The sequence below is a fragment of the Rhodovulum bhavnagarense genome, from assembly GCF_004343505.1.
GTDB lineage: Bacteria > Pseudomonadota > Alphaproteobacteria > Rhodobacterales > Rhodobacteraceae > Rhodovulum > Rhodovulum bhavnagarense.
On sequence record NZ_SLXU01000023.1, the window covers coordinates 1 to 22,798 of the forward strand.

Below are 22,798 nucleotides of genomic sequence, written 5' to 3' on the forward strand. Positions count from 1 at the left end.
CATCAACGCGCTTTGTTCCTCAAACCCGGAAAAATGCTGAAAACCCGTCTGGATCGCACCGAACATGTCCGCAGATATCGTCTGCGCCGGTTCGGACTGTGCCTCGACATAGGGGGCAGGCTGGAGCGAGAGTATCAGGGTCGTGGCATCGATCTCGGCCATGGTCTCGGATTTCCATTTCGGGCCTTGTCCCCGCGGGGACAGGTCGGTTCGGGGTCAGGACGCAAGCTGGCGGTCCGGTTCGGGCCAGGCAAAGCCCTGCACCGGGTCAAGCGGGGTGTTCGGCGCCATGGCATCGGGTGCCTGTCTCATGCCTGCGCCGGCAGGTCCGGGGCCATCCGGCCCCATGCTGCGCCGCGCAGCCTGTCGCAGCAACCGGTCCGCAATTCCGACCGCGCCAAGCCCGGCCGCCCGGTCGTCGGGAAACTCGGTCGTGCCGAGGTAGTAGTCCCCGCCATGGACATCCTGCACGCCAGCCCAGAACCGGGCAATAGCCATGCCCGGACCATGCGCGGGCCAGACGGGCCCGGCATCTGCATTCAGGCCATTGCAAGATCCGGTCCAGGCGATGATCGGTGCATAGCAGATCGACATGCCGATCAGGTTGAGTTCGAACATCGCAGGATAGAGATCCTGTCTTTGGAAAAACAGGTCGCACAGGGGCGCCTCGTGATAGCCCGCGACGGAAACCTGCGTCCTGCCGAAGGGAAGCTCGAAAAGATCGTAGCCTTCGCGGTCCCGGCCCCTCACCGGACGTCCGATCCCGATCAGTTGCTCTTCCACCGCGCCGCCCTTTCTCTATTGGTCCTGATCCGTCAGGAACCTTAACGGCCCGCGGCGCAGTCCCTGTTAGTGCGCCGGGGTGGCGGATTCGGCGGATCGGCCCGCCCGTAAGGGGTATCGGGAGCCTGGGTGGCGGGGGCGGCAGAGCGCGGTGCAATCAGGTCAGCGCGCGCCCTTGACCGTCACGCGCCCATCGATCCGTGCGCCCTTGTGCGTGACGAGGTCGTGAGCAGTGATATCGCCAGAGGCCACGGCCGTCGAGTGAAGCTCGGCGGTGGCTGCCTGCAAATCCCCGGTCAATGTCCCGCGCAGGTGGACCGCCTCGGCCTTGAGCGTACCCATAACCGCGGCGCCATTGAGAATGTCGATTTCGCGTGCTTCGATATCGCCCTCGACCCGGCCGGAAATATCGATCCGTGACTGGGATCGCATGGTTCCCGTAACCGTGAGGTCCGGGGCAATCGTCGATACCGGCATGTGCCGCTCCTTCGATGTCCTGTCCCGCCCGAATGCTGGGGGGCGGGGCCGACCTTGCCCCTTGTGGCAAGTATAGGCAAGAAAGACCGACAGGCGAAAGGCAGAAGGAGGGGAGGGCCGGCCCCTGGCAACGGGTCGCCCGGCCCGCCCGCCCCGTTTGCGAGCTGTTATTTCTGGACTTCGCCGGTGATGATCTGGCGGAAGAACGCGCTGATCGGATCTTGCCCGGACCGGCCCGCGCCGGACGCGCCGCCGGTCGACAACTCGGCATCGAACATGGTCGCCTTGTCGGCCAGAAGCGGCCATTTGAACATCGCCGAGAACGGCGTGGGATTGCTGGTCATCAATTCCACGTTGGTCTTGCGTCCGCTCAGCAAAGACCAGTTCAGCGCGTCGGAAAACGGCGTGGAGCTGACCGATTTCAGATCGACCCGGGTCGCCCGCTTCGGGGTCAGCAGCGCCCAGCCCATTCGGCTGGACAACGGTGTCGCATTCGCGGTGTTCAGTTCCACGTTGGGCTTTCTCGCGCTCAACAGCGGCCAGCCCATTCGGCTGGAAAGCGGCGTGGGATTGTCGGACATGAGCTCGGTGCGTTTCTCTGTCATGGCGCCCTTCCTTGTTGACATGTTCTGCCTCTCAGGTGGGGCGGTGACGCATTCCGGCAAGATGGCCGATCACGCGTGCGGCCGGGGGTCAAGCGATTGTGACCTGCGTGGTTGGACCCCGATGCCGTGCTCCGCCTGCCGGGTCATCGCGTTGACAGGTGTGATCTCGGGGCCTATCGCGGGCATGATGTCCAGGCTGGCCGGAGTTTTCGATGAGCGATACCTGCAACAATCCCGCCGATCCGCCCCTTACCTCGCTGTCCCACGGGGGCGGCTGCGGCTGCAAGATCGCGCCCGGTATCCTGGCAGAGCTGTTGAAAGGGTCGGCGGGGATGGTGATGCCCCCCGAGCTGCTGGTCGGTGCTGCAACCTCTGATGATGCTGCGGTTTACCGGCTGAACGACGAACAGGCGCTGGTCGCCACCACCGATTTCTTCATGCCCATCGTCAACGATCCCTTCGATTTCGGGCGCATCGCCGCGACCAACGCGATCAGCGATGTCTATGCGATGGGCGCCCGCCCGATCCTGGCGCTGGCGCTGGTGGCGATGCCGCTGGCGAAACTGTCGCGCGGCGCCATCGCCCGTATTCTTGAGGGCGGCGCCGCGGCCTGCAACGCGGCGGGCATCCCGATCGCGGGCGGTCATACGATCGACTCGGTCGAACCCATCTACGGGCTGGCCGCGCTGGGGCTGGTCCATCCCGACCGGGTGCGCAAGAATGGCGGCTCGCGGCCCGGCGATGTGCTGGTCCTGGGCAAACCGCTTGGCACCGGCATCATGGCGGGCGCCCTGAAAAAGGGCCGCCTGGATGCGCAGGGCTATGCCGAGATGCTGTCCACGACCACAGCGCTGAACACGCCGGGCCCCGAACTGGCGGCGCTGGATGGCGTGAACGGGCTGACCGATGTCACCGGCTTTGGCCTGGCCGGGCACGGGCTGGAAATGGCGCGGGGGTCGGGCTGCACCCTGTCCATCGACTGGGACGCGGTGCCGGTGATGGGGCCGGTGCGCGATCTTTTGGCCGATTTCGCCACAGGGGCGGCGCGCAACAACTGGGAAAGCTACGGTCAGGAGGTGGTTTTGCCCGAGGGCTTTTCCGATCTGGAACGCGCCCTGTTGACCGATCCGCAGACCAGTGGTGGCCTGCTGGTCAGTTGCGCGCCCGAGGCGCTGGGGCAGGTGATGGATATCTTCCGCGACCACGGCTTTGCCCGTGCGGCCGTCATCGGCGAAAGTGCTGCCGCCGGGGCCGAGGGGCCGCGCGTCATCCTGTAAGATGGAGCCTAAAACACACAGGTGAAGCAGTCACCGCTCAATCCAACTGCCGGGAGCTATAAGCCAGCGACGGTCTTGAGATTACCAAACCTTCACGCCGCAGTTATCGCACTCCACATCTGTCTGAACCGAAGTTTCGCCTAGTTTTTTAACCGAGAATGGCCCAGATAAATTATCTACTCTAAAGTCTGGGGATCGCATAAACGGATAGTCGTCCTCACTACACTCAATGCGACCCTTTGCGCCGCATTGGGGACAGCAGAGGTCATATGAGTATCTATCGCGAGCGGCCATACTTCCAAAGTATCTATTGGTTGAAGCGAGTGCAACTGCTGTCATTGGAGTAAGGCGGATGCGCAATTTAGCGTTGCATATTGTGAGCACGCTAGCCGTCCCCGTCTACCCCGTCCCATCCCTTTGCCCGGATCGCCGGGCCATCGGCGTCCAGCCGCGGGGCGGATCGGTCCAGCGCCAGCGCGCTGTCGGAAAAGACCAACGGCGTGCGCACGCCCGCTATACCCTCTGGCGTGACCTTCAGCCCGCGCGAAATCACCTGCGGATCCGCAAAGACGTCGGCCATGTCGTTGATCGGGGCCGAGGGCACCACGGCCGTCTCCAGCCGGGCCAGCAGGTCGGACCGGGTCCAGCCCGCCAGGGCCTGTGACAGCGCGTCGATCAGCGCGGCGCGGTTTTCCACGCGGTCGCGGTTGCTGCGGAACCGGGGATCGCTTGCCAGTTCCCCGCACTCCAGCACCTCGCACAGGCGTTGGAACTGGCCATCGTTCCCCGCGGCGATGATGACGGCGCCATCGGCCACGGCAAAGACCTGGTAGGGCACGATATTGGGGTGCTGGTTGCCCATCCGCCCCGGCGGGTGGCCGGTCGCCAGGTAATTCATCGCCTGGTTGGCCATCATCGCGGTCGCGCAATCCAAGAGCGACATATCCACATGCTGGCCCTTGCCGGTTTGCGCGCGCTGCGCCAGTGCCGCCTGAATGCCGATGACGCCGTAAAGGCCCGACACGATATCGGTGACGGCAACGCCGACCTTCATCGGTTCGCCCTCGGGCGTGCCGGTGACTGACATCAGCCCGGACATGCCCTGGATCAGGTAGTCATAGCCCGCCCGCGCGGCATAGGGCCCGTCCTGCCCGAACCCGGTGATCGAACAATAGACAAGGCCGGGATTGTCCGGTGCGAGGCTGGCGTAATCGAGGCCGAATTTCACCAGCCCGCCCAACTTGAAATTCTCGATCAGCACGTCCGCGCCCAGCGCCAGGTCGCGCACCAGCGCCAGATCGCCGGGATCGCGGAAATCGGCCGCGATGGAGCGTTTGCCGCGATTGGCCGCGTAGAAATAGGCGGCCGAGGGGTGATCCTCGCCGCCCTCGGGCCGGTCGATGAATGGCGGGCCCCAGCTTCGGGTGTCGTCGCCTGCCGGGCTTTCGACCTTGATGACCGTCGCCCCTAGGTCGGCCAGCGTCTGGCCGATCCATGGACCGGCCAGAATGCGCGCCAGTTCCAGCACCTTGACCCCGGTCAACGGCCCCCTCATGCGAAGGCCTGAAGCCCGGTCTGCGCCCGCCCCAGGATCAGCGCGTGAATGTCATGAGTGCCCTCGTAGGTGTTCACCGTCTCAAGGTTCTGCGCGTGCCGGATCACGTGGTAGTCGGCCATGATCCCGTTGCCGCCATGCATGTCGCGGGCCATGCGCGCGATTTCCAGTGCCTTGCCGCAATTGTTGCGCTTGATCAGGCTGATCGTCTCGGGGGCGGCGGTGCCCTCCTCCATCATGCGGCCGACGCGCAGCGTGGCTTGCAGGCCCAGGGCGATTTCGGTTTGCATGTCGGCAAGTTTCTTCTGGTAAAGCTGCGTCTGTGCCAGCGGGCGCCCGAACTGCGTCCGTTCCAGCCCGTATCGACGCGACCGCATCCAGCAATCCTCTGCCGCGCCCAGCACGCCCCAGGCGATGCCAAAGCGTGCCCGGTTCAGACAGCCGAACGGCCCCTTGAGCCCCTCGACGTCCGGCAATAGCGCGTCCTCGCCCACCTCGACGTTATCCATCAAGATCTCGCCGGTGACCGAGGCGCGCAGGGACAGCTTGCGCTCGATCTTGGGCGCGGACAGCCCCTTCATCCCCTTTTCAAGGATGAAGCCCTTGATCTTGCCGCCATGGGCCTCGGATTTCGCCCAGACCACGAAGACATCGGCGATCGGGCTGTTGGAAATCCACATCTTGGACCCGGTCAGGACATAGCCGCCCTCGACCTTCTTCGCGACGGTCTTCATGCCCGCGGGATCGGACCCGGCATCGGGTTCGGTCAGGCCGAAACAGCCGATCCATTCCCCGGTAGCCAGTTTCGGCAGGTATTTCGCCTTCTGCGCCTCGGTGCCGTAGGCGTTGATCGGGTACATCACCAGCGAGGACTGAACGCTCAGCATGGACCGATAGCCGGAATCGATCCTTTCGACCTCGCGCGTGACCAGGCCGTAGGTGACATAGCCCGCACCCAGCCCGCCATATTCCTCGGGGATGGTGACGCCCAACAGGCCCATTTCGCCCATCTCGGCAAATATCTCGGGGGCGACCGTTTCGTTCAGGTAGGCATCGGTGACGCGCGGGGCCAGCTTGTCAGCAGCGTAGGCGGCGGCGCTGTCGGCCACCATGCGTTCCTCTTCGCGCAGTTGCGCGCGTAGCCCGAACGGGTCCGCCCAGTCGAATTGCGCAAGCGAGGGGCCGAAGCCCCGGACCTGTTGTTCCGCCATCTGCCCTCTCCCTGTGTTGGCCTGAACTCTGGATGCAGCTATGCAACAAGCACCGGCCGCCGTCCACCGCCGGGCGCGCGTTCAGCCCAGCCGGGATACCGGACAGCGATCGAACAGCGCCTCTGTATCCTCGCGCGTACATAGCGCGGTGGCATCGGTCATCACCGCCGAACTCGCGGCCGCCGTACCCCATTGCAGCGCGCGCGCCAGTTCGTAGCCGCGCGCCAGCGCCAGGGTGAACGCACCAACGAAACTGTCGCCTGCGCCCACCTTGGAACGGACCGGTACATGTGCCGCCGCGGCATGGTGGCGTTCATGCGCCGTCGCCAGGACCGAACCGTCGGCGCCGCGTGCCACGATGATCACCTCGGCCACCCCGGCCGCGACCAGCTCGGAGGCGAAGGCCGCGCTGTCCTCGCGCGAGGGCAGGGTGCGGCCAGCCAGGGTCTCGGCCTCGCGCCGGTCCATGCGCAGCGCGAAGGGCGGGCAGTCCGATCCTTGCGCCAACCGTGCCAGGGCCGGACCGGAGGTATCGACCACCACCCTCGCGCCCCGCGCGCCCAGCTTGGCACAGGCCCGATCGGCAAAATCCTCGGGAAGGCCATCGGGAACGCTGCCCGAGATCACCACGTAGCCGGCATGGGGCACCGCGGTCGTGATCGCGGCCAGGATCGCCTTGAGACCTGTCGCGTTCCAGCGCGGGCCGGGCAGAACGAAACGGAATTGATGCCCGCTGGTACTGTCGGTCACCGCGAGGCTGAGACGCGTCTCGCCAGGCGCCATCAGCGGGATCAGGCGAATGCCCTCGGCCTCCAAGAGCGCGCGCAGCTTGTCGCCGTTATGCCCGCCGAGGGCCACCAGCGCGCGGCTTTCGCCGCCAAGCAGCCGGATCGCGCGCGAAACGTTGATCCCGCCCCCGCCCGGATCGGTCAGCGCGGGCGCGCAGCGCAGCTTTTCGTTGGGGATGACACGGGCGACCGAGGTCGACAGATCGACGGTCGGGTTCAGGGTGACGGTCAGGATATCCTGCATCGGGCCTCGGTATATGGAGTGTACGCGCACGAGAGTGCCACCCGCGTGCCGCGGGGCCAAGCCCGTTCGCGCCCTTGCCCTGCGGCGTCTCGGCCGAAGGGACGGGGCCGGGGTATTTTGACCAAGAAGAAGAAGGCGGTGCGCGCGCAAAGGCGGCCGCGCGCACCGGGGGGGCACCGGCGTATCTCAGTCCATCATGAACTGGTAGCTGGCGGGTACATAGCGATAGCCCGAGTCCTTGACCTCGACAAAGCCAAGCGCCGGGAACGGCATGTGATACCCGATGAAGGGCAGCTTGTCCGCAGCCAACATGTCGAGCATCCGCCTGCGGGTCGCGGCGGCGGCTTCCTTGTCGCGATCAAAGCGCACCTGCCAGTCGGGATGAGCCAGTGACCAGACGTAATGGTTGGCGAAATCCGCTCCTAGAACAAGCTGTTGGTCGCCGCTTTCCAACCTGTAGGCCATGTGGCCGGGCGTATGCCCGAAGGCCGCCATCGCAGTAACGCCCGAGGCGACGACGCCGTCATCCTCCAGGAAGGTCATCTTTTCAGCCAGCGGCCGGACCTTGGTCTCGAACCCCTCGTCGCCTGACATGTCCCAGGCGTCGAACTCGGTCGCGCCGGTGACGTAACGGGCATTGGCAAAGGTCTCGCCCGCCGCGCCCGACAACCCGCCGATATGGTCGCCATGCATATGGGTAAGGACCACGATATCGATCTGCTCGGGGCTGTAGCCTGCCGCCGACAGCGCGGCGATGATGCCCTCGGGGTTGAGCCCGGTATCGAACAGGATCAGCTCTGCGCCGGTATTGACCACCGTGGGGGTAAAGAAGAATTGCGCCTTGTCGACAGGGATCATCGCGTCGCGCGATGCTTCGGCAAAACTCTCTGCCGTGGCGTTCAGGCCAAAGATCGTCTGCGGTTCCGGTACGGTGCGCGTGCCCGCCAATAGCGTGGTCACCTCGAACCCGCCCAGGCGGAAACGGTGAAACCGGGGCATTGCGCCCCCCATCATCGGGGCGCCTGCCCGGACGGGCAGGCCTGTCAGGGCCGCGAGCGGCAAGGCGCCGCCCGCAGCCAGTGCCGCGCGGCGCGTCAGCATCTGCCTGGTCATTGTTGGTCTCCCTGTGTGTTTCCCGTGCATGACGATAGCCGCGCGCGCGCCGCTTTCCACCTCACGACGCCGCGAGCGGGCGGATTATAGCGGCGGCTATTCCCACCAGCGGTCGATGCGGGCGATATCGGCATCGGACCATCCGAAATGATGTGCGAATTCGTGGATCAACACATGGGCGACGAGGGCAGGTAACGGCACCTCTTCGCGCTCGACCCACTCGTCCAGGATTGGCCGGCGGAACAGCCAGATCGTGTCGGGCCGGTCGGGCTGGTCCATCACCGAGCGTTCTGTAAGCGGAATTCCGTCGTAAAGCCCGGTCAACTGGAACGCGTCGTCGATGCCCAGTTCGGCCAGCATGTCGTCGGGGGCGAAATCCTCGACCCTGATCGCGACTTCGCAGGCCGCCGTGCGAAACGGGTCGGGCAGCGCCTCGCGCGCGGCGAGTGCCATCGCGGCCACCTCGTCGAGGTCGGGCGGAAGGCCGTGGGGCTGTGTCTGTCTCATGTCCCTGATATGGACAAAAGCGCGCGTCTGTGAAAGAGCGTCCCGCCAACAGGAGACAGCCCATGACCATCGTGACCCGTTTCGCGCCATCGCCCACCGGCTTTCTACACGTGGGCAACCTGCGCACCGCGCTTTTCAATTTCCTCATCGCGCGAAAGGCCGGGGGAACGTTCATCCTAAGGCTCGATGACACCGACCCCGAAAGGTCGAAACAGGAATATGCCGACGCGATCATGGCCGATCTCGAATGGCTGGGCCTGACCTGGGACCGGGTCGAACGGCAATCCGCGCGGCTTGAGCGGTATCACGCCGCCGCCGAGGCGCTGCGCGCCGCGGGGCGTTTCTACGAATGCTTCGAAACACCGACCGAACTGGACCTCAAGCGCAAGAAACAGCTCAACATGGGCCGCCCTCCGGTCTATGATCGCGCGGCCCTAGCGCTGTCGGAAGATGAGAAAGACCGCCTTAGGGCAGAACGCTCGGGGCACTGGCGCTTCCTGCTCGACCAGCAGCGCATCGAGTGGGCCGATGGCATCCTGGGCGACATCTCGATCGATGCGGCCAGCGTCTCCGACCCGGTGCTGATACGCGGCGATGGCCAGGTGCTTTATACTTTGGCCTCGGTGGTGGATGATACCGAGATGGGCGTGACCCATGTCGTGCGTGGTTCGGATCATGTCACCAACACGGCCACCCAGATCCAGATCATCGAGGCGCTGGGCGGCGTGGTGCCGCAATTCGCCCATCATTCGCTTCTGACCGGTCCCCAGGGCGAGGCGCTGTCCAAGCGGCTGGGCGTGCTGTCCCTGCGCGACCTGCGCGCGCGGGGCGTGGAACCCTTGGCGCTCCTGTCGCTGCTGGCGCGGCTGGGCTCGTCGAAACCGGTAGAACTGGCCGACAGCATCGACGCGCTGGCCGAGGGATTCGATATTTCCCAGTTCGGCGCGGCGCCCACGAAATTCGATGAGAACGACCTCTTCCCCCTGACAGCGCGCCATCTGCATTCCCTGCCGCTTGGCGCCGTGAGGGACGAGATCGCGGCGCTGGGCGTGCCCGATGACCTGGCCGAACGGTTCTGGTCGGTCATGCGCGATAACATCGCCACCCGTGCCGAGATGGCCGATTGGTGGAGGCTCTGCCGCGATGGCGCCGACCCGGTGATCGACGAAGACGACCGCGCCTTCGTTGCAGAGGCGCTGGCGATCTTGCCCGAGCCCCCCTATACCGGAGCAAGCTGGGGCGACTGGACAGCGGCGGTCAAGGCCGCGACCGGCCGCAAGGGCAAGGCGCTGTTCTTGCCGCTGAGAAAGGCCCTGACCGGGCGCGCGCATGGGCCCGAGATGAGTGAATTGATGCCGCTGTTGCAGAAAAAACCCGGCTGAGACGGGGCGTTCCGGCCGGAACGGCTATTCATCTTCTTCTTGGGGAAAATACCCATGATCCCCCCGCTGCACCCGGGGGCGCGGTCGGGCAAGGTCACTTCCGGCCCCATCAGAGATTTCACCCCCTTGCCGGGCGCGCGGGCTTGGCGTATCTGTCGCCGCACGTCCACGGGAGAATCCGGTGCAAGCCGGTGCCGAAGGAGCAACCGCCCCGGTAAACTCTCAGGCCGCAGGACCGCGGACGTACAAGAAACTCTGGAGAGTGGCGCGAGCGCGCCCGCCGAAGGGATAGCGATCTCAGGCAAAGGGACAGAGGGGGCATCGGTTGGGCGGCACGCGGCCGTCCGTTGACGATGCCTGGATGCGCACGCATCCGGCGCAGGGAGGTCTGCATGTCGGATTCAAGGCGCACCGCGCTTTACGATCTTCACCTGGAACTGGGCGCAAGGATGGTGCCTTTCGCGGGCTACGCGATGCCCGTGAACTATCCGATGGGCGTGATGAAGGAACATCTGCATTGCCGCGCCGCCGCGGGGCTGTTCGATGTCAGCCATATGGGTCAGGTGGTGTTGCGCGCGAAATCGGGTGATGTGGCGGATGCCGCGCGCGCGCTTGAGGCGCTGGTGCCGGTGGATCTCCTCGGACTGCAACCCGGGCGACAGCGCTACGCGATCTTTTCCGATGACAAGGGCGGTATCCTGGACGACCTGATGGTGGCGCGCCGCTGTGATGACCTGTTGCTGGTGGTCAATGCTGCCTGCAAGGAAGCCGATATCGCATATCTGCGCGCGCAACTGGCCGACACCTGCGAGATCGAGGAGATCGCCGATCGCGGCCTGCTGGCCCTGCAAGGCCCCGAGGCCGAGCGCGTGTTCCAGGCGCTCGCCCCCGGCGCGGCGGCGATGCGGTTCATGGACGTGGCAGTTCTGGATAGCGATTTCGGGCCGCTTTGGGTTTCGCGATCGGGCTATACGGGCGAGGACGGGTTCGAAATCTCGGTGACGAACGAGCATGCCGCCGATCTGGCCCGCGCGCTGCTGGCCGATGAGGCCGTCGAACCCATCGGGCTGGGTGCGCGCGACAGCCTGCGGCTGGAGGCGGGGCTATGCCTTTACGGCAGCGATCTCGATACCGGCACGACGCCGGTCGAGGCGGGGCTGAGCTGGGCGATTCAGAAAGTGCGCCGTGCGGGCGGTGCGCGCGCGGGCGGATTTCCCGGTGCCGAGCGTATTCTGAACGAATTGGAAAAGGGGCCGCGGCGCCTGCGTGTGGGGCTGCGCCCCGAGGGGCGCGCGCCGATGCGGGCGGGCACGCCGCTCTATGTCAGCGAGACCGGTGGCGAACCGGTGGGCATGGTCAGTTCTGGCGGGTTTGGCCCCACGGTGGGCGGGCCGGTCGCCATGGGCTATGTGGCGCTTGATCTGGCGGGAAATGGGCGCACAGTTTGGGGCGAATTGCGGGGCAAGCGTCTGCCGGTCAAGGTCTCGGCCCTGCCATTCGTGAAACAGACCTACAAGCGTTGAGGGCAATCAGATGAAATTCACCGAAGAACATGAATGGCTGCGGGTAGAGGGCGATCTCGTGGTGGTCGGCATCACCGCGCACGCGGCCGAACAACTGGGCGACATCGTCTTTGTCGAACTACCCGAGGCGGGGGCGACCGTCTCCAGGGATGACGAGGTCGTGGTGATCGAAAGCGTCAAGGCCGCCTCCGACATCCTGGCGCCGCTGGATGGCGAGATCGTCGAGGTCAACGAGGCGTTGCCCGACAATCCCGGCCAGGTCAACGACGACCCGCTGGGCGAGGCCTGGTTTTTCAAGATGAAGATCGAGGATATGGGCGCGCTCGACGATTTCATGGACGAGGCCGCCTACGAAAAGTTCATCGGGTAATCGGATCTGATCATGCCTTACACCCCCAGCACCTACCTGCCTTACGACTTTGCCAACCGCCGCCATATCGGCCCCTCGCCAGAGGAAATGGTCGAGATGCTGGAGGTGCTGGGTCTGTCCACGCTCGAAGAACTGATCGATCAGACCGTTCCGGCCAGCATCCGGCAAGCCGAGCAACTTGATTTCGGCGCGCCGAAATCAGAGCGCGAATTGCTGTGGTTCATGCGCCAGATCGCAAAGAAGAATACCCCTTTCACCACGCTGATCGGACAGGGTTTCCATGGCACGGTCACCCCTCCCGCCATTCAGCGCAACATCCTGGAAAACCCGGCCTGGTATACCGCCTACACGCCCTATCAGCCGGAAATCAGCCAGGGCCGGCTCGAGGCGTTGCTGAACTTTCAGACGATGGTCTCGGATCTGACAGGTCTGGAAGTCGCCAACGCGTCCCTTCTGGACGAGGCGACGGCCTGCGCCGAGGCGATGACCATGGCGCAACGCGTGGCCAAGTCCAGGGCGGGGGCGATCTTTGTCGATCACCATTGCCACCCGCAGAACATCGCCGTGATCCGCACCCGCGCGCAACCGCTGGGCATCGAGGTGATCGTGGGCGACCCCTTTGCCGACCTGGACGCGGGGCGCGTCTTTGCCGGCATCTTCCAGTATCCCGGCACTTACGGGCACCTGCACGACTTTTCCGATCCCATCGCGGCGCTGCATGACGCGGGTGCGCTGGGCATCGTCGTGGCCGACCCGATGGCGCTGGTCGTGCTGAAGGAACCGGGCGCGATGGGCGCCGATATCGCTGTCGGGTCAACCCAGCGGTTCGGGGTGCCGATGGGATTCGGCGGGCCGCATGCCGCCTACATGGCCTGCCGCGATCTTTACAAACGCGCGATGCCGGGGCGCATCGTCGGGGTGTCGGTGGATTCGCGCGGCAACAAGGCCTATCGGCTGTCGCTGCAAACGCGCGAACAGCATATCCGCCGGGAAAAGGCGACATCCAACGTTTGCACCGCACAGGCGCTGTTGGCTGTCCTTGCCAGTTTTTACGCGGTGTTCCACGGGCCCAAGGGTTTGCGCGCGATCGCCCAGCGTATCCACCGCAAGGCCGTGCGCACCGCCCGCGGGCTGGAAGAGGCGGGGTTCAAGGTGGAGCCGGCAGAGTTCTTTGACACCTTTACCGTCGATGTCGGGGCGATGCAGGGCGTGATCTACAACGCGGCGCTGGCCGAGCGGATCAACCTGCGCAAGATCGGAACGACGCGGCTGGGGATTTCGCTGGACGAAACCACCCGGCCCGCCAGCATCGAGGGGCTGTGGCGCGCCTTTGGCATTACCCGTACTGACGAGGGCGGTGACGGTCAGTATCGTTTCCCCGAAGGCTTGGTGCGGCAAAGCGATTTCCTGACCCACCCGGTGTTTCACATGAACCGGGCGGAAACGGAAATGATGCGCTACATGCGCCGGCTGGCCGACCGCGACCTGGCGCTGGACCGCGCGATGATCCCGCTGGGGTCATGTACGATGAAGCTGAACGCCGCGGTCGAGATGATGCCGATCACCTGGCCGGAATTTGCCAACATCCACCCGCTTGCGCCTGCCGACCAGGTCGAGGGCTATCGCGAGATGCTGGCCGACCTCGCCGACAAGCTGTGCCAGATCACAGGCTATGACGCGATGTCGATGCAGCCCAATTCCGGCGCGCAGGGGGAATATGCGGGTCTCTTGACGATCCGCGCCTATCACGAGGCGCGGGGCCAGCGACATCGCGATATCTGCCTGATCCCGACCTCGGCGCATGGCACCAACCCGGCCTCGGCCCATATGGCCGGGATGAAGGTCGTGGCGGTGAAATCGGCGGAAAACGGGGATATCGACCTGGCCGATTTCCGCGCCAAGGCTGAAAAGGCGGGCGAGAACCTGGCCGCCTGCATGATCACCTATCCCTCGACCCATGGCGTATTCGAGGAAACCGTGCGCGAGGTTTGCGAGATCACCCACCAACATGGGGGACAGGTCTATCTCGACGGGGCCAACCTGAACGCCCTGGTGGGGTTGGTCAAACCCGGCGAAATCGGCGCCGATGTGAGCCACCTGAACCTGCACAAGACCTTTGCCATTCCCCATGGCGGCGGCGGCCCCGGCATGGGCCCGATCGGGGTCAAGGCGCATCTTGCGCCCTTCCTGCCGGGCGATCCCTCACAGGGCGAAAGCGGCGCCGTATCTGGTTCGATGCACGGTTCCGGCTCGATCCTGCCGATCAGCTATGCCTATGTCCTGCTGATGGGGGGCGCGGGGCTGACCCAGGCAACCAAGGTCGCGATCCTGAACGCCAATTACATTGCCAAGCGGCTGGAGGGTGCCTACGAGATCCTGTTCACGGGCAAAAACGGCAGGATCGCGCATGAATGCATTCTCGATACCCGCGATTTCGTCGACAGCGCGGGGGTGACCGTGGACGACATCGCCAAGCGGTTGATCGATTGCGGTTTCCACGCGCCGACGATGAGCTGGCCGGTCGCGGGCACGTTGATGATCGAACCCACCGAGAGCGAGACCAAGGCTGAACTGGATCGCTTCATCACCGCGATGCTGGGCATCCGCGACGAGATCCGCGCGATCGAGGAGGGCCGGATCGAGAAAGCCAACAACCCGCTGAAGAAGGCCCCCCACACGGTCGAGGACCTGGTGGCCGAGTGGGACCGACCCTATAGCCGCGAACAGGGCTGCTTTCCCCCCGGTGCGTTCCGAGTGGACAAGTACTGGCCTCCGGTGGGGCGGGTCGACAATGCCTATGGCGACCGCCACCTGGTATGTACCTGCCCGCCGATCGAGGAACTGGCCGAGGCGGCGCAATAGGGGCACCCCGGCGCTAAAGTCGCGCCAGCGCCCTTAGTTCGGCGCGGTCATCCTCCAAGGCCAGTGCCTTGTCGGCATGGGCCAGGACGCGCATGGTCATGCGTTCCGCGGCCTGAGCCAGGGCCGCGTCCTTGCCCGTGCGCAAGGTGTGTAATGCCTCGACGAGGCGGCGGCCGACCTCGATCATGCCGGCCCCGTCCCGTGCGAGCGGTGCAAAGGCAACATGCATGATCTCCTCCGCCCCGAGGGTCGGGGCCCATAGCCGGGGATAATGGATCGTGTCATCGACCGGGTCGCATTCGGCCAACAGCCTCTCAAGCCGCCCGATCACGTCGATGGCGGTGCCGGGGTCGTTCAAGCCCGGCGACAGCGCGCGCGAGGCGATCTCGGTCAGAACCATCAGCGCGAACCGCGCGTCCTGGTCAAAGCTGCGCACAGCGCCTATTTCCCATGCCGCCTGGATCGCCGCGACCCGGTCGGGGTCGGGCGGGTAGAGCCAGGCCAGGGGCGCCTCGCTGACGATGAATGCACCGGGCATGGCCGTGATGTAGACCTCGACCCCGGCATTCTCTGCGATGTCCGAAACCGTGCGCATGCCGACGAATTGCACGTGCCCGCCCCTGGGGGCGGGGATGGGTAATGCGCCCTCGGGGATCGCCGTGGGGCCGGGTAGGGGGCGCGCCCCGAGACTGGGCCGGGCGCGGCTAACGGTCAGGGTCTTGCGCGCGCGGATTTCCAGTTGCGCTATGGTTTCATCGACACTGCCCAGCCGCGACAAATGGTCGATCCATCGCAGGATCGCCAGCACCACCAGCCCCACCACCGCCACGGTAAAGACGAACAAAACGACCTGCCCGGATCCGGTATAAAGCCCGGCACGGAACATGATGATCGAGACCAGCGCAAAGATGAACGCGCCAAGAAAGGTCGCCAACACCGTCTGGGTCGTCGTGTCCTCAAGCAGAAGCCGGTGTGAACGAGGCGTGACCTGACTGGAGGCCTGTTGATGGGCCGAAACCATGACCGACAGCGAAAAGGTCGTGACCGCCAGCATCGACGAGGCCAGCACGTTCAGTATCGGCATCACTGCGGCCTCGCCGATCCGCCGGGACAGGATCGTGGGGATGATGGGGTCGAGCAGCGCCGCCATGACCGCCGCAAGGATCGCCAGCAGCGCGATCAGCACCGCGCGCACCCACAGGCGGCGCGACAGGCGAATCAACTGCCACAGGCGTCGTGATTGCATCTCGCGACCTCTTCATGCTGTTGCGATCAGCCTAACACGGGTTCGAGCAGGAAAAACCCGGCTGCCGCAAGTGGCCCTAGCGGGACTGGCGCGGATGCAGGTCCTTTTCCGAAAAGGTCACGCCCCTCTTGGCCAGCCAGGCGGTGAAATGCGCTGTCTTGGCCTCTAGTGAACAGGTGCCGGTCAGGCAGAACGGATCGGCCGCATAAGCCTCGCGCAGACAAAGCTGTTCGTCGGGGGTGAGGCTGGCCCAAGGCCGGGGGCTGGTGTCATCTGTCGCGGTCATGGAGCGAGTTTGAACTTGAATATTGACGGTTTCAAGACAATATATTCACATACCCGAATATATGGAGCCTGCCATGACCGCTGCTGTGAAACTGGTCTGCCACGCCTGCGGCAGCACCAACCGGGTGCCTGCCGAGAAAATGACCGCGACGCCGAAATGCGGCACCTGCGGCGCAAGACTTGCGGATGGCAAGGCGCGCGACATCGATTTCCGCACCATGGAGAAAAGCGCCAAGACCGACGACTTGCCTCTGCTTGTCGATTTCTGGGCGCCTTGGTGCGGTCCCTGCCGCATGATGGGCCCGCAGGTTCAACAGGCGGCGTCCGCGCTGGCCCCCCATGCACGCCTGGCCAAGGTCGATACCCAGTCCAATCCAGATGCCACCGTGCGCTTCAACATCCGGGGTATCCCGCTCTTGATCCTGTTTCACAAAGGGCGCGAGGTCGCCCGGCTAACCGGTGCGCGCCCTGCCGCGGAAATCGAGGCCTTCGTGCGTCAGAACGTGACGTTGGGTGCTTGACATCCCGCGCGCCATGGGCCACATGAGCGCGCACCGGGGCCGTAGCTCAGTTGGGAGAGCGCGTCGTTCGCAATGACGAGGTCAGGGGTTCGATTCCCCTCGGCTCCACCATCTCGCCTTTTGATGTTGAAATTTCCGCTAACACCTTGAAAGGAAAGGCGGAATTAGCGGTTCGATAACCCGACTCACGTGAGTACCGCAGAGGCTCTGCAAAAGCCAGTCTGAGCACTGTTCTCTTGAAGGCCAAGCTGCCATTCTCATAGAGATTCCAAGGGTTTCCCAAAAATTCGAGCGCCGGTTCGATAAACTCCTCTAGCCTCCCCTTTGGCGGCACGATTCGAACAGCTTTTTCGGTCAGAAGCAGCTTCTCCCGCTCCAGCTTTGCGATCTTACCTTCATACGCTCTGATGACGCTGGCGTTGTCAGCCTCAACGATACGCTCCAGCAGCGTTTCGATCTGCTTCTCGGAATCGCGGAGTTGCTTTGCGATCTCATCCTTATCGCGATGCGCTTCGGCCAGACGCATGTTCCAGGCGTCCTTGAACATCGCCTTTGCCAGCGTGAAGAGCTGCCGTGTTGGCTGAAGGCTTTGCAGAATTTCGGCAAAGCCGTCTTCGACCTTATCGCGCGGGATCGACCTGCGTTCGTTCTCGCAGCCCTTAGTATCGCACAGGTAATAGGGGTAGTGCTTCGAGCGGCCTTTCGACCAGCAAGACGTCATCGGCTCGCCGCAGTCATCACACAGCACGAAACCGCGCAGCGGGAAGTCCTCGCTGATATCCTTGCGCGCAGGTGCCTTTGCCTTGCCCTGCATGCGCTCCTGAATGCTTTCAAACGTCTCCAGGCTGATGATCGGCTCATGATGCCCTCTACGCGCCGACACGTCCCATTTGGGCGCTTCGACGTACCCCGCATAGGTCAGATGCGACAGGAGCCGCTGAACGCGCTGCCAGCGGATTTCGCCCGCTGGCGTATCTTTCGGAAAGGCAGGCTTTCCTTCAAGGAAGCGCTTCACTTCGGCCTGCGATTGCAGATGCCCCGAAGCAAAGCCCTCAAGAGCTTCGGCAAGGATCGAGGCGATAGGCTCGTCGCGCACCAGAAGCTTGCCGTGAACTCTATCCTTGGCGTATTTGTAGCCGACAGGCGGGGAGAACACCCAATAGCCGTTCTCGACCCGCGCTTTCATCTTCTGAATGACCTGGCGGCGGTTTTGCTCGCGCTCAAGCTCGCCTTGCGCCGCGAAGATCGTCTCCACGAACTTGCCCTCGGGCGAGTCATCCAGATTGAAGTTTAGGCACTTGATCCGCGCGCCGCGCGTCTGGAATTCACGGCGCAGCTTGATATGGAATTCGGTATCGCGCGCGAAGCGCTTCAGATCATCGAAGATGACCACGTAATCCTTGTCGGGCTGCGCATCGAGATAGCTCAGCAGTGCAACCATACCTGGGCGGTTGATGAAATCACCGCCGCCCGACGCATCGTCGGGGAACACGGCCTCGACCTGATACCCCTTGAGCTCGGCATACTGGCGGCAGCGGTACTCTTGGCTATCGAGCCCGCTGCCTTCCAGTTTCTGTTTGGTTGAGGACACGCGGCAGTAGATGACTGCCTTCGTGTCCCCTTGGTTATGTTCTTCTTGCTTGTTCATCGTACCTCCAGCCTGCCGTCAGGGGCTGAATCCATTCTTGTTGTTGTGGTTGTTGGGTTCTGTTGAGGATACTGCATTGAAGGTATTTTTGGCACCCTGCGGGTCGATCTCGCGGTTTTTTCCACAGGCTTCTTGCATCGGACTGACCCCGAACCCGAGCTCGACAAAGGAAACCATGATCGACCAGAGGGCTTGCAGAAACTCTTCCCTCTGTGCGTCGGTAAGATCAGCACCATCAAGAAAAGCTTGGTATTTCTCAACATCAACGCGAACAATGGGCCTTACGGACGCATCGAAGCTTTCTTGCAGGTCGAAACCTGCGAAGTTTAACTCATCCTTCATGGTACTATCCTCCTGAAGAATGTTATTCCTAGTTCTTTTCATTTTAGCACTTTCCGCTGTAACCCTACAAATTCTGCGGTTTTCAGAAGGGTATGTCATCGTCGTAGCCTCCTTGTTTCGGCGCGCCGTTTTTGGGATAATCGTTCCAAATCAGGTGCTCCTGTTCTTCCAATTCAGTGATCAGGCGCTCGTAGTGCGCGAAGCGATCAGCGCGCATCCACATCTCGGATTCTTCGATGGCGCGCTTCAAAAGGGTGACTGCATATCTGCGCCTGTCTCTGTGCCCGTAATGGTCGGCGAGCCGTTCGAGCCGCTCCCAATGGTAGGCACCCAATTCACGCGCGAATGTTTCTTTGCTCATCACAGCACTCCTTCGATAAGCTGGTTCCAGTCGAGCGGCAGGAAGGTGATGACCTGACACCGCTCTCCGTATTCGGGGATTTCAATGCGGCGGCCCTGGACGCCGTAATAGGCGCACCATGCGACCGAATTGCAGGAGCCGTAGCCGCGCATCGGGTGCCTGCACTGGTATTCCCAGCCGACATGCGGTGTGCCGATAAACACGACGAAGCCCGATGCGCCCGCCAGCACGATCATGCCAGGACGAAGAAGCACGGCCTTGATCGTGCCGCTGATGCAGCGAACCAGCCGCTTGAACACGCCTTCAGGACGTTTCGGCGGCTTGGCTCCCAATACTTTGACGTCAAACTTGCTCATGGTTTTCCTTCACTTCTTGCGTGCGAGTTCGTAGCTGAGGCGCACGAGCGGCTTCACATTCGGGAAGTCGCCCTCGACAGGATTGACCGTCGCCCACTCACGCCACGGCGAGACGAACCAGAACGGGATGCGTTCGCCGAGGATCGGTTTCACGCCTTTCACCAGCAGCAATTGCTGCCCCTGACCAAGCTGCATGATTTCTTCAGGCCGCATGAGCGGCTGCCCCGTCTCGGACAGGCTTTCGCCGATTTCATCGGTGTCAGAGCGCCCGAGATTGTGGTTCTTGGTCTTGACCGTCTTCTGGCCGAGCTCCCGCGACAGAGATTGCGCAAGCTCCGCGCTATTGACGGCGAAAAACTGGCGCACCTCAGCCTGCGACTGGATCGTCTTGGCCGTGTTCGGGCCATAGATGCGCACCAGCTCTGCGAGCTCCTGCACGATCATCCAGACCCGCACCCCCAGCCCAGGCAGGGCGGTCAGGCTTTCGGCAAGCCCTGCGAGCTTGCCGATATTGGCAAACTCATCGAGCATGAAGAGCACTTCGCCCTTGTCCTTTGACCGCGCGACTGCCGTGATTGCCTGATTGACGATTAGGCCGAGCGCCGCGCCGTGCGAAGCGATCTTGTCGGGCGGGAAGGCCAGATACAGGGTGACGTTGCCCGTCTTGAGATCGGCCAGCGATATGTCCGAAGCACTGACTGCATCGGCCAAATACCCGCCAGGCTCGTAGATCGAGAGGTACTGGATCGCGCCCGCGCGGAAATCGCCGAACAGATCGGGGTTATCTTCCATCTGATGAGCCAGATCATCGCCCAGATCGGCGAGGATACCGCCCAGAGCATCTTCGCGGCACATCGCGTCAACCGTGCGCTCAAGGCGCTTGGGGTTCGCGATGATGCGCCACATCTCAGGCAGCGTGCAGCGCTTCGGCGCGCACAGCGAAAGATACAGAAGGACAGCGCGCATGATGGCGCGCGAGCCTTCGCGGAAAAACTGGTTCCGCGTGTCTTCAGGCTCAGGGAAAAGCTGCATCACGATGGCCTTGACTTCATCGGTCAGGCCGCGCTGTTTGGCGGGATCACCCGCCATGGCGATCAGGTTTTCCAGCGGATTGATGCGGTCTTGTTGCAGACCGTGCAGCCCCCATGGATCGAAGACCGCCACATCCTGACCGAGCCGCTCGCGGCGGTGTGCCGCCGTCATTGCCGCCAACTCACCCTTGGGATCGGTGACAACGGCAGAACCGTCATAGTGCTCCATGTTCGGCGTCACGATGCCGATGCCTTTGCCCTGACGCGCTGGCGCGACGAGCAGCAAATGCGCCTTGCCCTTGTAGAAGAGGGGCTGGCCGTCGAGCAGGCCAAGATACAGCCCTTTCGGATCGAGCAGGCCTGCGTGCTCGCACTCTTCGAGTGTTGCGAATGCGGCTTCGCCGAACGTGCCGGACGTTTGCTCGCTCGCCTTGCGCTTCTCGCGCTGTTGCCACGCCTTGTAGTAGCCGCCAAGGCCGCCGAGCATGGCAACGCCGCCCATCAGCTTGAAAAAGCCCGTATAAAGATCATCCGCCGCATCGGGCGTGCCGCCCATGACTTGCGGCCAGTAGCTGGCGACTGCGAAGAACGAGACGCCAAGCAGCAGGGCTGCGGTCGGTGATCCACCGGTTGGATTTTGGCCTCGGTTCATCTCTAGTCTCGCCAGGTTGAAATTCGGGTGGGAAAGTTGGGCGAGGCGAAAGTCTCCGCCTCGCCCCAAAGCGTCACTTGCCTTGCTTGCCGCTGTTCACGGCAGCATCGGTGCGCTCTTTTTGTTGATGAGCCATGCCATTGGTCGGAACGGTGCCGCCGTTCGCGCCGACTTGCTTCGCGTGCTGTTCTTGAGGTGTCATGGTTTCGGCTCCTTTTGTTGAGGCGCACCCTTGCGCTGCGTTCAACATTGGGGAGAATCCCGAAATCCCAAAGGACACGAGTTGGACAAACTGAATGGCAGGCGGACAGGTCTTTTACTCGGATGAAGAGCGCGAGCGGCTACGCCGCGCGCTTCAGGATCACTTCAATAACAAGAAACTTAGCTATCAGCAGCTTGCCAAAGACATTTCAGAAACGGTCAATTATGGCCTGAAAGACGATAGCGGGCGGAGGCGCGTTGAGCGCTTTCTAAAGGACACGCATCGCCAGAATGATGATTTCATCCATGCGATAGCCCGATATCTCGGGAGTGTGCCGCCTCCTATGATCGAAGAGAGCGCGGCAACGCTTGCCGATTTCTTCTCGCGCAGTGTCAGGAAGCCGCACAAGGTTGAAAATCTGATCGGGCGCTATCGTGTTTACGCCAGCACCGACAGGCGCGCGCACGACCATGACGGTTTCAGGGAAACCATGACCTTGAACCAGTGGGGCGAATTCAGCGCCTCGCCAGTCAAACCGATGATATCAAAAATCCCCTATGCGGTGATCGATATGAAGCCGATGCCAAAACACGACGCATTGCTTGTGTCGGAAACCATCTTCAATTTCTCCGTCGATCCCGAAACCGATGAATTTCCAGACATGCCGCCCCGCAACAAAGATGCGGGCGTCATCGTGGCGTTTGGCTATTCAGACCGTGACGCGCCGCGCTATTTCATGGCGACCCGCACCGTTCTGGAAACGCGGCTCTATCGCCTGTACAAAGTCTCTGACGAGCCGCTGACGCTGCGCGGCGAGTTGAGCTTTAACGGCGGTATCGGGAGGCCAGAGAACATGACGCACTCCGATCCGTTGCATCCCGAGTACGAGGTTGAGTTAGTCAGAGTGGCGGACTTAGTAGAGCTGAGAAGTTGACGCACGAAGCTGCGGATGTAGCGTTGTTGGGCGGATCAGAAAATTCTTTATTGTTAATTCTTAGTTTATTGGTAAGAAATAATAATCTATAATGATTTAATGAGGTTATTGGTTTTATTCATCGGATTAATGCTCGTTTCGGGAAGTGCATTCGCACAATGCTCCAACCCCTCGGGCACGTTGGGAGAAACTTTTTATAACGTAGATGAAAAAGTCTTCCAGGGCTGCACGTCAAAGGGATGGTGGTCGTTTCATCTAAACCCGACTGATCCCTGCACGGGAACAACAAGTGACCCTGCCATTGGCGAGACGTGCGACGATGGTTCTGTCTATGCGGGATTGAGCCCAGACGGCAACTTTCCGATGTACACGACACCTACGGATGCGCCTTCGACATATGCTTGGAATGACGGCACAATAAACTTCACCGTAAACGGTGTTCTGTCCCCACCTTCCTGTGATTTTCCGGTTCTGCGAGTCCTTTCCTGTTGGATGACAGGGGTGGAGTTTCTCCATGGAGACT

22 protein-coding genes, 1 tRNA gene, 1 pseudogene and 1 riboswitch are annotated in these 22,798 nt (G+C 62.9%); of the genes and pseudogenes, 8 read left to right on the plus strand and 16 right to left on the minus strand.

Annotated elements, in window-relative coordinates; all coding sequences use genetic code 11:
* Positions 1-216: 216 nt before the first annotated feature.
* From EV663_RS14470 to EV663_RS15680, 3 genes are all read right to left on the minus strand, one after another.
* Complete coding sequence (locus tag EV663_RS14470) at positions 217-783, minus strand: hypothetical protein (RefSeq protein ID WP_132953104.1); 567 nt, start codon at positions 781-783, stop codon at positions 217-219.
* Positions 784-945: 162 nt separating this feature from the next.
* Positions 946-1,260 carry a bactofilin family protein gene (locus EV663_RS15675; RefSeq protein WP_165910210.1) on the minus strand — a complete coding sequence of 105 codons (315 nt, stop codon included), beginning with the start codon at positions 1,258-1,260 and terminating at the stop codon, positions 946-948.
* 167 nt (positions 1,261-1,427) lie between these two features.
* Positions 1,428-1,865 carry a hypothetical protein gene (locus EV663_RS15680; RefSeq protein ID WP_165910211.1) on the minus strand — a complete coding sequence of 146 codons (438 nt, stop codon included), beginning with the start codon at positions 1,863-1,865 and terminating at the stop codon, positions 1,428-1,430.
* A gap of 212 nt (positions 1,866-2,077) precedes the next feature.
* On the opposite strand from EV663_RS15680, the gene selD reads away from it, so the two are divergent.
* Positions 2,078-3,142: a selenide, water dikinase SelD gene (gene selD / locus EV663_RS14480; protein ID WP_132953108.1), complete on the plus strand. Its 1,065-nt coding sequence runs from the start codon at positions 2,078-2,080 to the stop codon at positions 3,140-3,142.
* 385 nt (positions 3,143-3,527) lie between these two features.
* On the opposite strand, the gene EV663_RS14485 is transcribed toward selD, so the two are convergent.
* From EV663_RS14485 to EV663_RS14505, 5 genes are all read right to left on the minus strand, one after another.
* Positions 3,528-4,697 (minus strand): CaiB/BaiF CoA transferase family protein, encoded by a 1,170-nt coding sequence (locus EV663_RS14485; RefSeq protein ID WP_132953110.1) that lies wholly within the window; start codon positions 4,695-4,697, stop codon positions 3,528-3,530.
* Complete coding sequence (locus EV663_RS14490; RefSeq protein WP_132953112.1) at positions 4,694-5,908, minus strand: acyl-CoA dehydrogenase; 1,215 nt, start codon at positions 5,906-5,908, stop codon at positions 4,694-4,696. Before EV663_RS14490 ends, EV663_RS14485 begins: the two co-directional genes overlap by 4 nt.
* 81 nt (positions 5,909-5,989) lie before the next feature.
* The gene (locus tag EV663_RS14495) at positions 5,990-6,940 is read right to left on the minus strand and encodes a 1-phosphofructokinase family hexose kinase (protein ID WP_132953114.1); all 951 of its coding nucleotides are present in this window, start codon (positions 6,938-6,940) and stop codon (positions 5,990-5,992) included.
* Positions 6,941-7,126: 186 nt separating this feature from the next.
* The gene (locus EV663_RS14500) at positions 7,127-8,053 is read right to left on the minus strand and encodes an MBL fold metallo-hydrolase (RefSeq protein WP_132953116.1); all 927 of its coding nucleotides are present in this window, start codon (positions 8,051-8,053) and stop codon (positions 7,127-7,129) included.
* Positions 8,054-8,149: 96 nt separating this feature from the next.
* The gene (locus tag EV663_RS14505) at positions 8,150-8,560 is read right to left on the minus strand and encodes a metallopeptidase family protein (protein WP_132953118.1); all 411 of its coding nucleotides are present in this window, start codon (positions 8,558-8,560) and stop codon (positions 8,150-8,152) included.
* A 62-nt stretch (positions 8,561-8,622) separates the two neighbouring features.
* On the opposite strand from EV663_RS14505, the gene gltX reads away from it, so the two are divergent.
* The 4 genes from gltX to gcvP all read left to right on the plus strand — a co-directional run bounded on the left by gltX (position 8,623) and on the right by gcvP (position 14,697).
* Positions 8,623-9,942 (plus strand): glutamate--tRNA ligase, encoded by a 1,320-nt coding sequence (gene gltX / locus EV663_RS14510; protein ID WP_132953120.1) that lies wholly within the window; start codon positions 8,623-8,625, stop codon positions 9,940-9,942.
* A 159-nt stretch (positions 9,943-10,101) separates the two neighbouring features.
* Positions 10,102-10,190, plus strand: a riboswitch (glycine riboswitch).
* A gap of 144 nt (positions 10,191-10,334) precedes the next feature.
* The gene (gcvT, locus tag EV663_RS14515; RefSeq protein ID WP_132953122.1) at positions 10,335-11,465 is read left to right on the plus strand and encodes a glycine cleavage system aminomethyltransferase GcvT; all 1,131 of its coding nucleotides are present in this window, start codon (positions 10,335-10,337) and stop codon (positions 11,463-11,465) included.
* Positions 11,466-11,475: 10 nt separating this feature from the next.
* A complete protein-coding gene (gcvH, locus tag EV663_RS14520; RefSeq protein WP_132953124.1) occupies positions 11,476-11,835 on the plus strand; it encodes a glycine cleavage system protein GcvH in 360 nt (119 codons plus the stop codon).
* Positions 11,836-11,847: 12 nt separating this feature from the next.
* Positions 11,848-14,697 carry an aminomethyl-transferring glycine dehydrogenase gene (gene gcvP, locus EV663_RS14525; protein WP_132953125.1) on the plus strand — a complete coding sequence of 950 codons (2,850 nt, stop codon included), beginning with the start codon at positions 11,848-11,850 and terminating at the stop codon, positions 14,695-14,697.
* 13 nt (positions 14,698-14,710) lie between these two features.
* Here gcvP and EV663_RS14530 read toward each other — a convergent pair whose 3' ends face one another.
* The gene (locus EV663_RS14530) at positions 14,711-15,943 is read right to left on the minus strand and encodes a DUF2254 domain-containing protein (RefSeq protein ID WP_132953127.1); all 1,233 of its coding nucleotides are present in this window, start codon (positions 15,941-15,943) and stop codon (positions 14,711-14,713) included.
* Between the two features lie 76 nt (positions 15,944-16,019).
* Complete coding sequence (locus EV663_RS14535) at positions 16,020-16,229, minus strand: hypothetical protein (RefSeq protein ID WP_132953129.1); 210 nt, start codon at positions 16,227-16,229, stop codon at positions 16,020-16,022.
* Between the two features lie 73 nt (positions 16,230-16,302).
* Here EV663_RS14535 and trxC point away from each other — a divergent pair, with 73 nt between their 5' ends.
* Together trxC and EV663_RS14545 are read left to right on the plus strand one after the other, a co-directional pair.
* Complete coding sequence (gene trxC, locus EV663_RS14540) at positions 16,303-16,749, plus strand: thioredoxin TrxC (protein ID WP_132953131.1); 447 nt, start codon at positions 16,303-16,305, stop codon at positions 16,747-16,749.
* Positions 16,750-16,784: 35 nt separating this feature from the next.
* Positions 16,785-16,860 (plus strand) — tRNA-Ala (locus EV663_RS14545).
* A gap of 547 nt (positions 16,861-17,407) precedes the next feature.
* Here the strand turns inward: EV663_RS14545 and EV663_RS15905 are convergent.
* The 6 genes and pseudogenes from EV663_RS15905 to EV663_RS15995 all read right to left on the minus strand — a co-directional run.
* Positions 17,408-18,397 (minus strand): annotated as a pseudogene (locus EV663_RS15905) (recombinase family protein); the annotation flags it as partial.
* An 18-nt stretch (positions 18,398-18,415) separates the two neighbouring features.
* Entirely contained in the window at positions 18,416-18,739 is a 324-nt protein-coding gene (locus EV663_RS14555; RefSeq protein ID WP_132953133.1) for a hypothetical protein, read from the minus strand.
* 82 nt (positions 18,740-18,821) lie between these two features.
* Positions 18,822-19,100, minus strand: coding sequence for a hypothetical protein (locus EV663_RS14560; RefSeq protein WP_132953135.1), 279 nt, complete (start codon positions 19,098-19,100; stop codon positions 18,822-18,824).
* Complete coding sequence (locus EV663_RS14565; RefSeq protein ID WP_132953137.1) at positions 19,100-19,456, minus strand: hypothetical protein; 357 nt, start codon at positions 19,454-19,456, stop codon at positions 19,100-19,102. The genes EV663_RS14560 and EV663_RS14565 overlap by 1 nt, the downstream gene beginning before the upstream one ends.
* Positions 19,457-19,465: 9 nt before the next feature.
* The gene (locus tag EV663_RS14570) at positions 19,466-21,139 is read right to left on the minus strand and encodes a type IV secretory system conjugative DNA transfer family protein (RefSeq protein WP_132953139.1); all 1,674 of its coding nucleotides are present in this window, start codon (positions 21,137-21,139) and stop codon (positions 19,466-19,468) included.
* 73 nt (positions 21,140-21,212) lie between these two features.
* Entirely contained in the window at positions 21,213-21,341 is a 129-nt protein-coding gene (locus tag EV663_RS15995; protein ID WP_279432551.1) for a hypothetical protein, read from the minus strand.
* Positions 21,342-21,435: 94 nt separating this feature from the next.
* On the opposite strand from EV663_RS15995, the gene EV663_RS14575 reads away from it, so the two are divergent.
* On the plus strand, positions 21,436-22,275 hold the full coding sequence (locus tag EV663_RS14575; RefSeq protein ID WP_132953141.1) for a hypothetical protein: 840 nt from the start codon (positions 21,436-21,438) through the stop codon (positions 22,273-22,275).
* Positions 22,276-22,798: the final 523 nt, after the last annotated feature.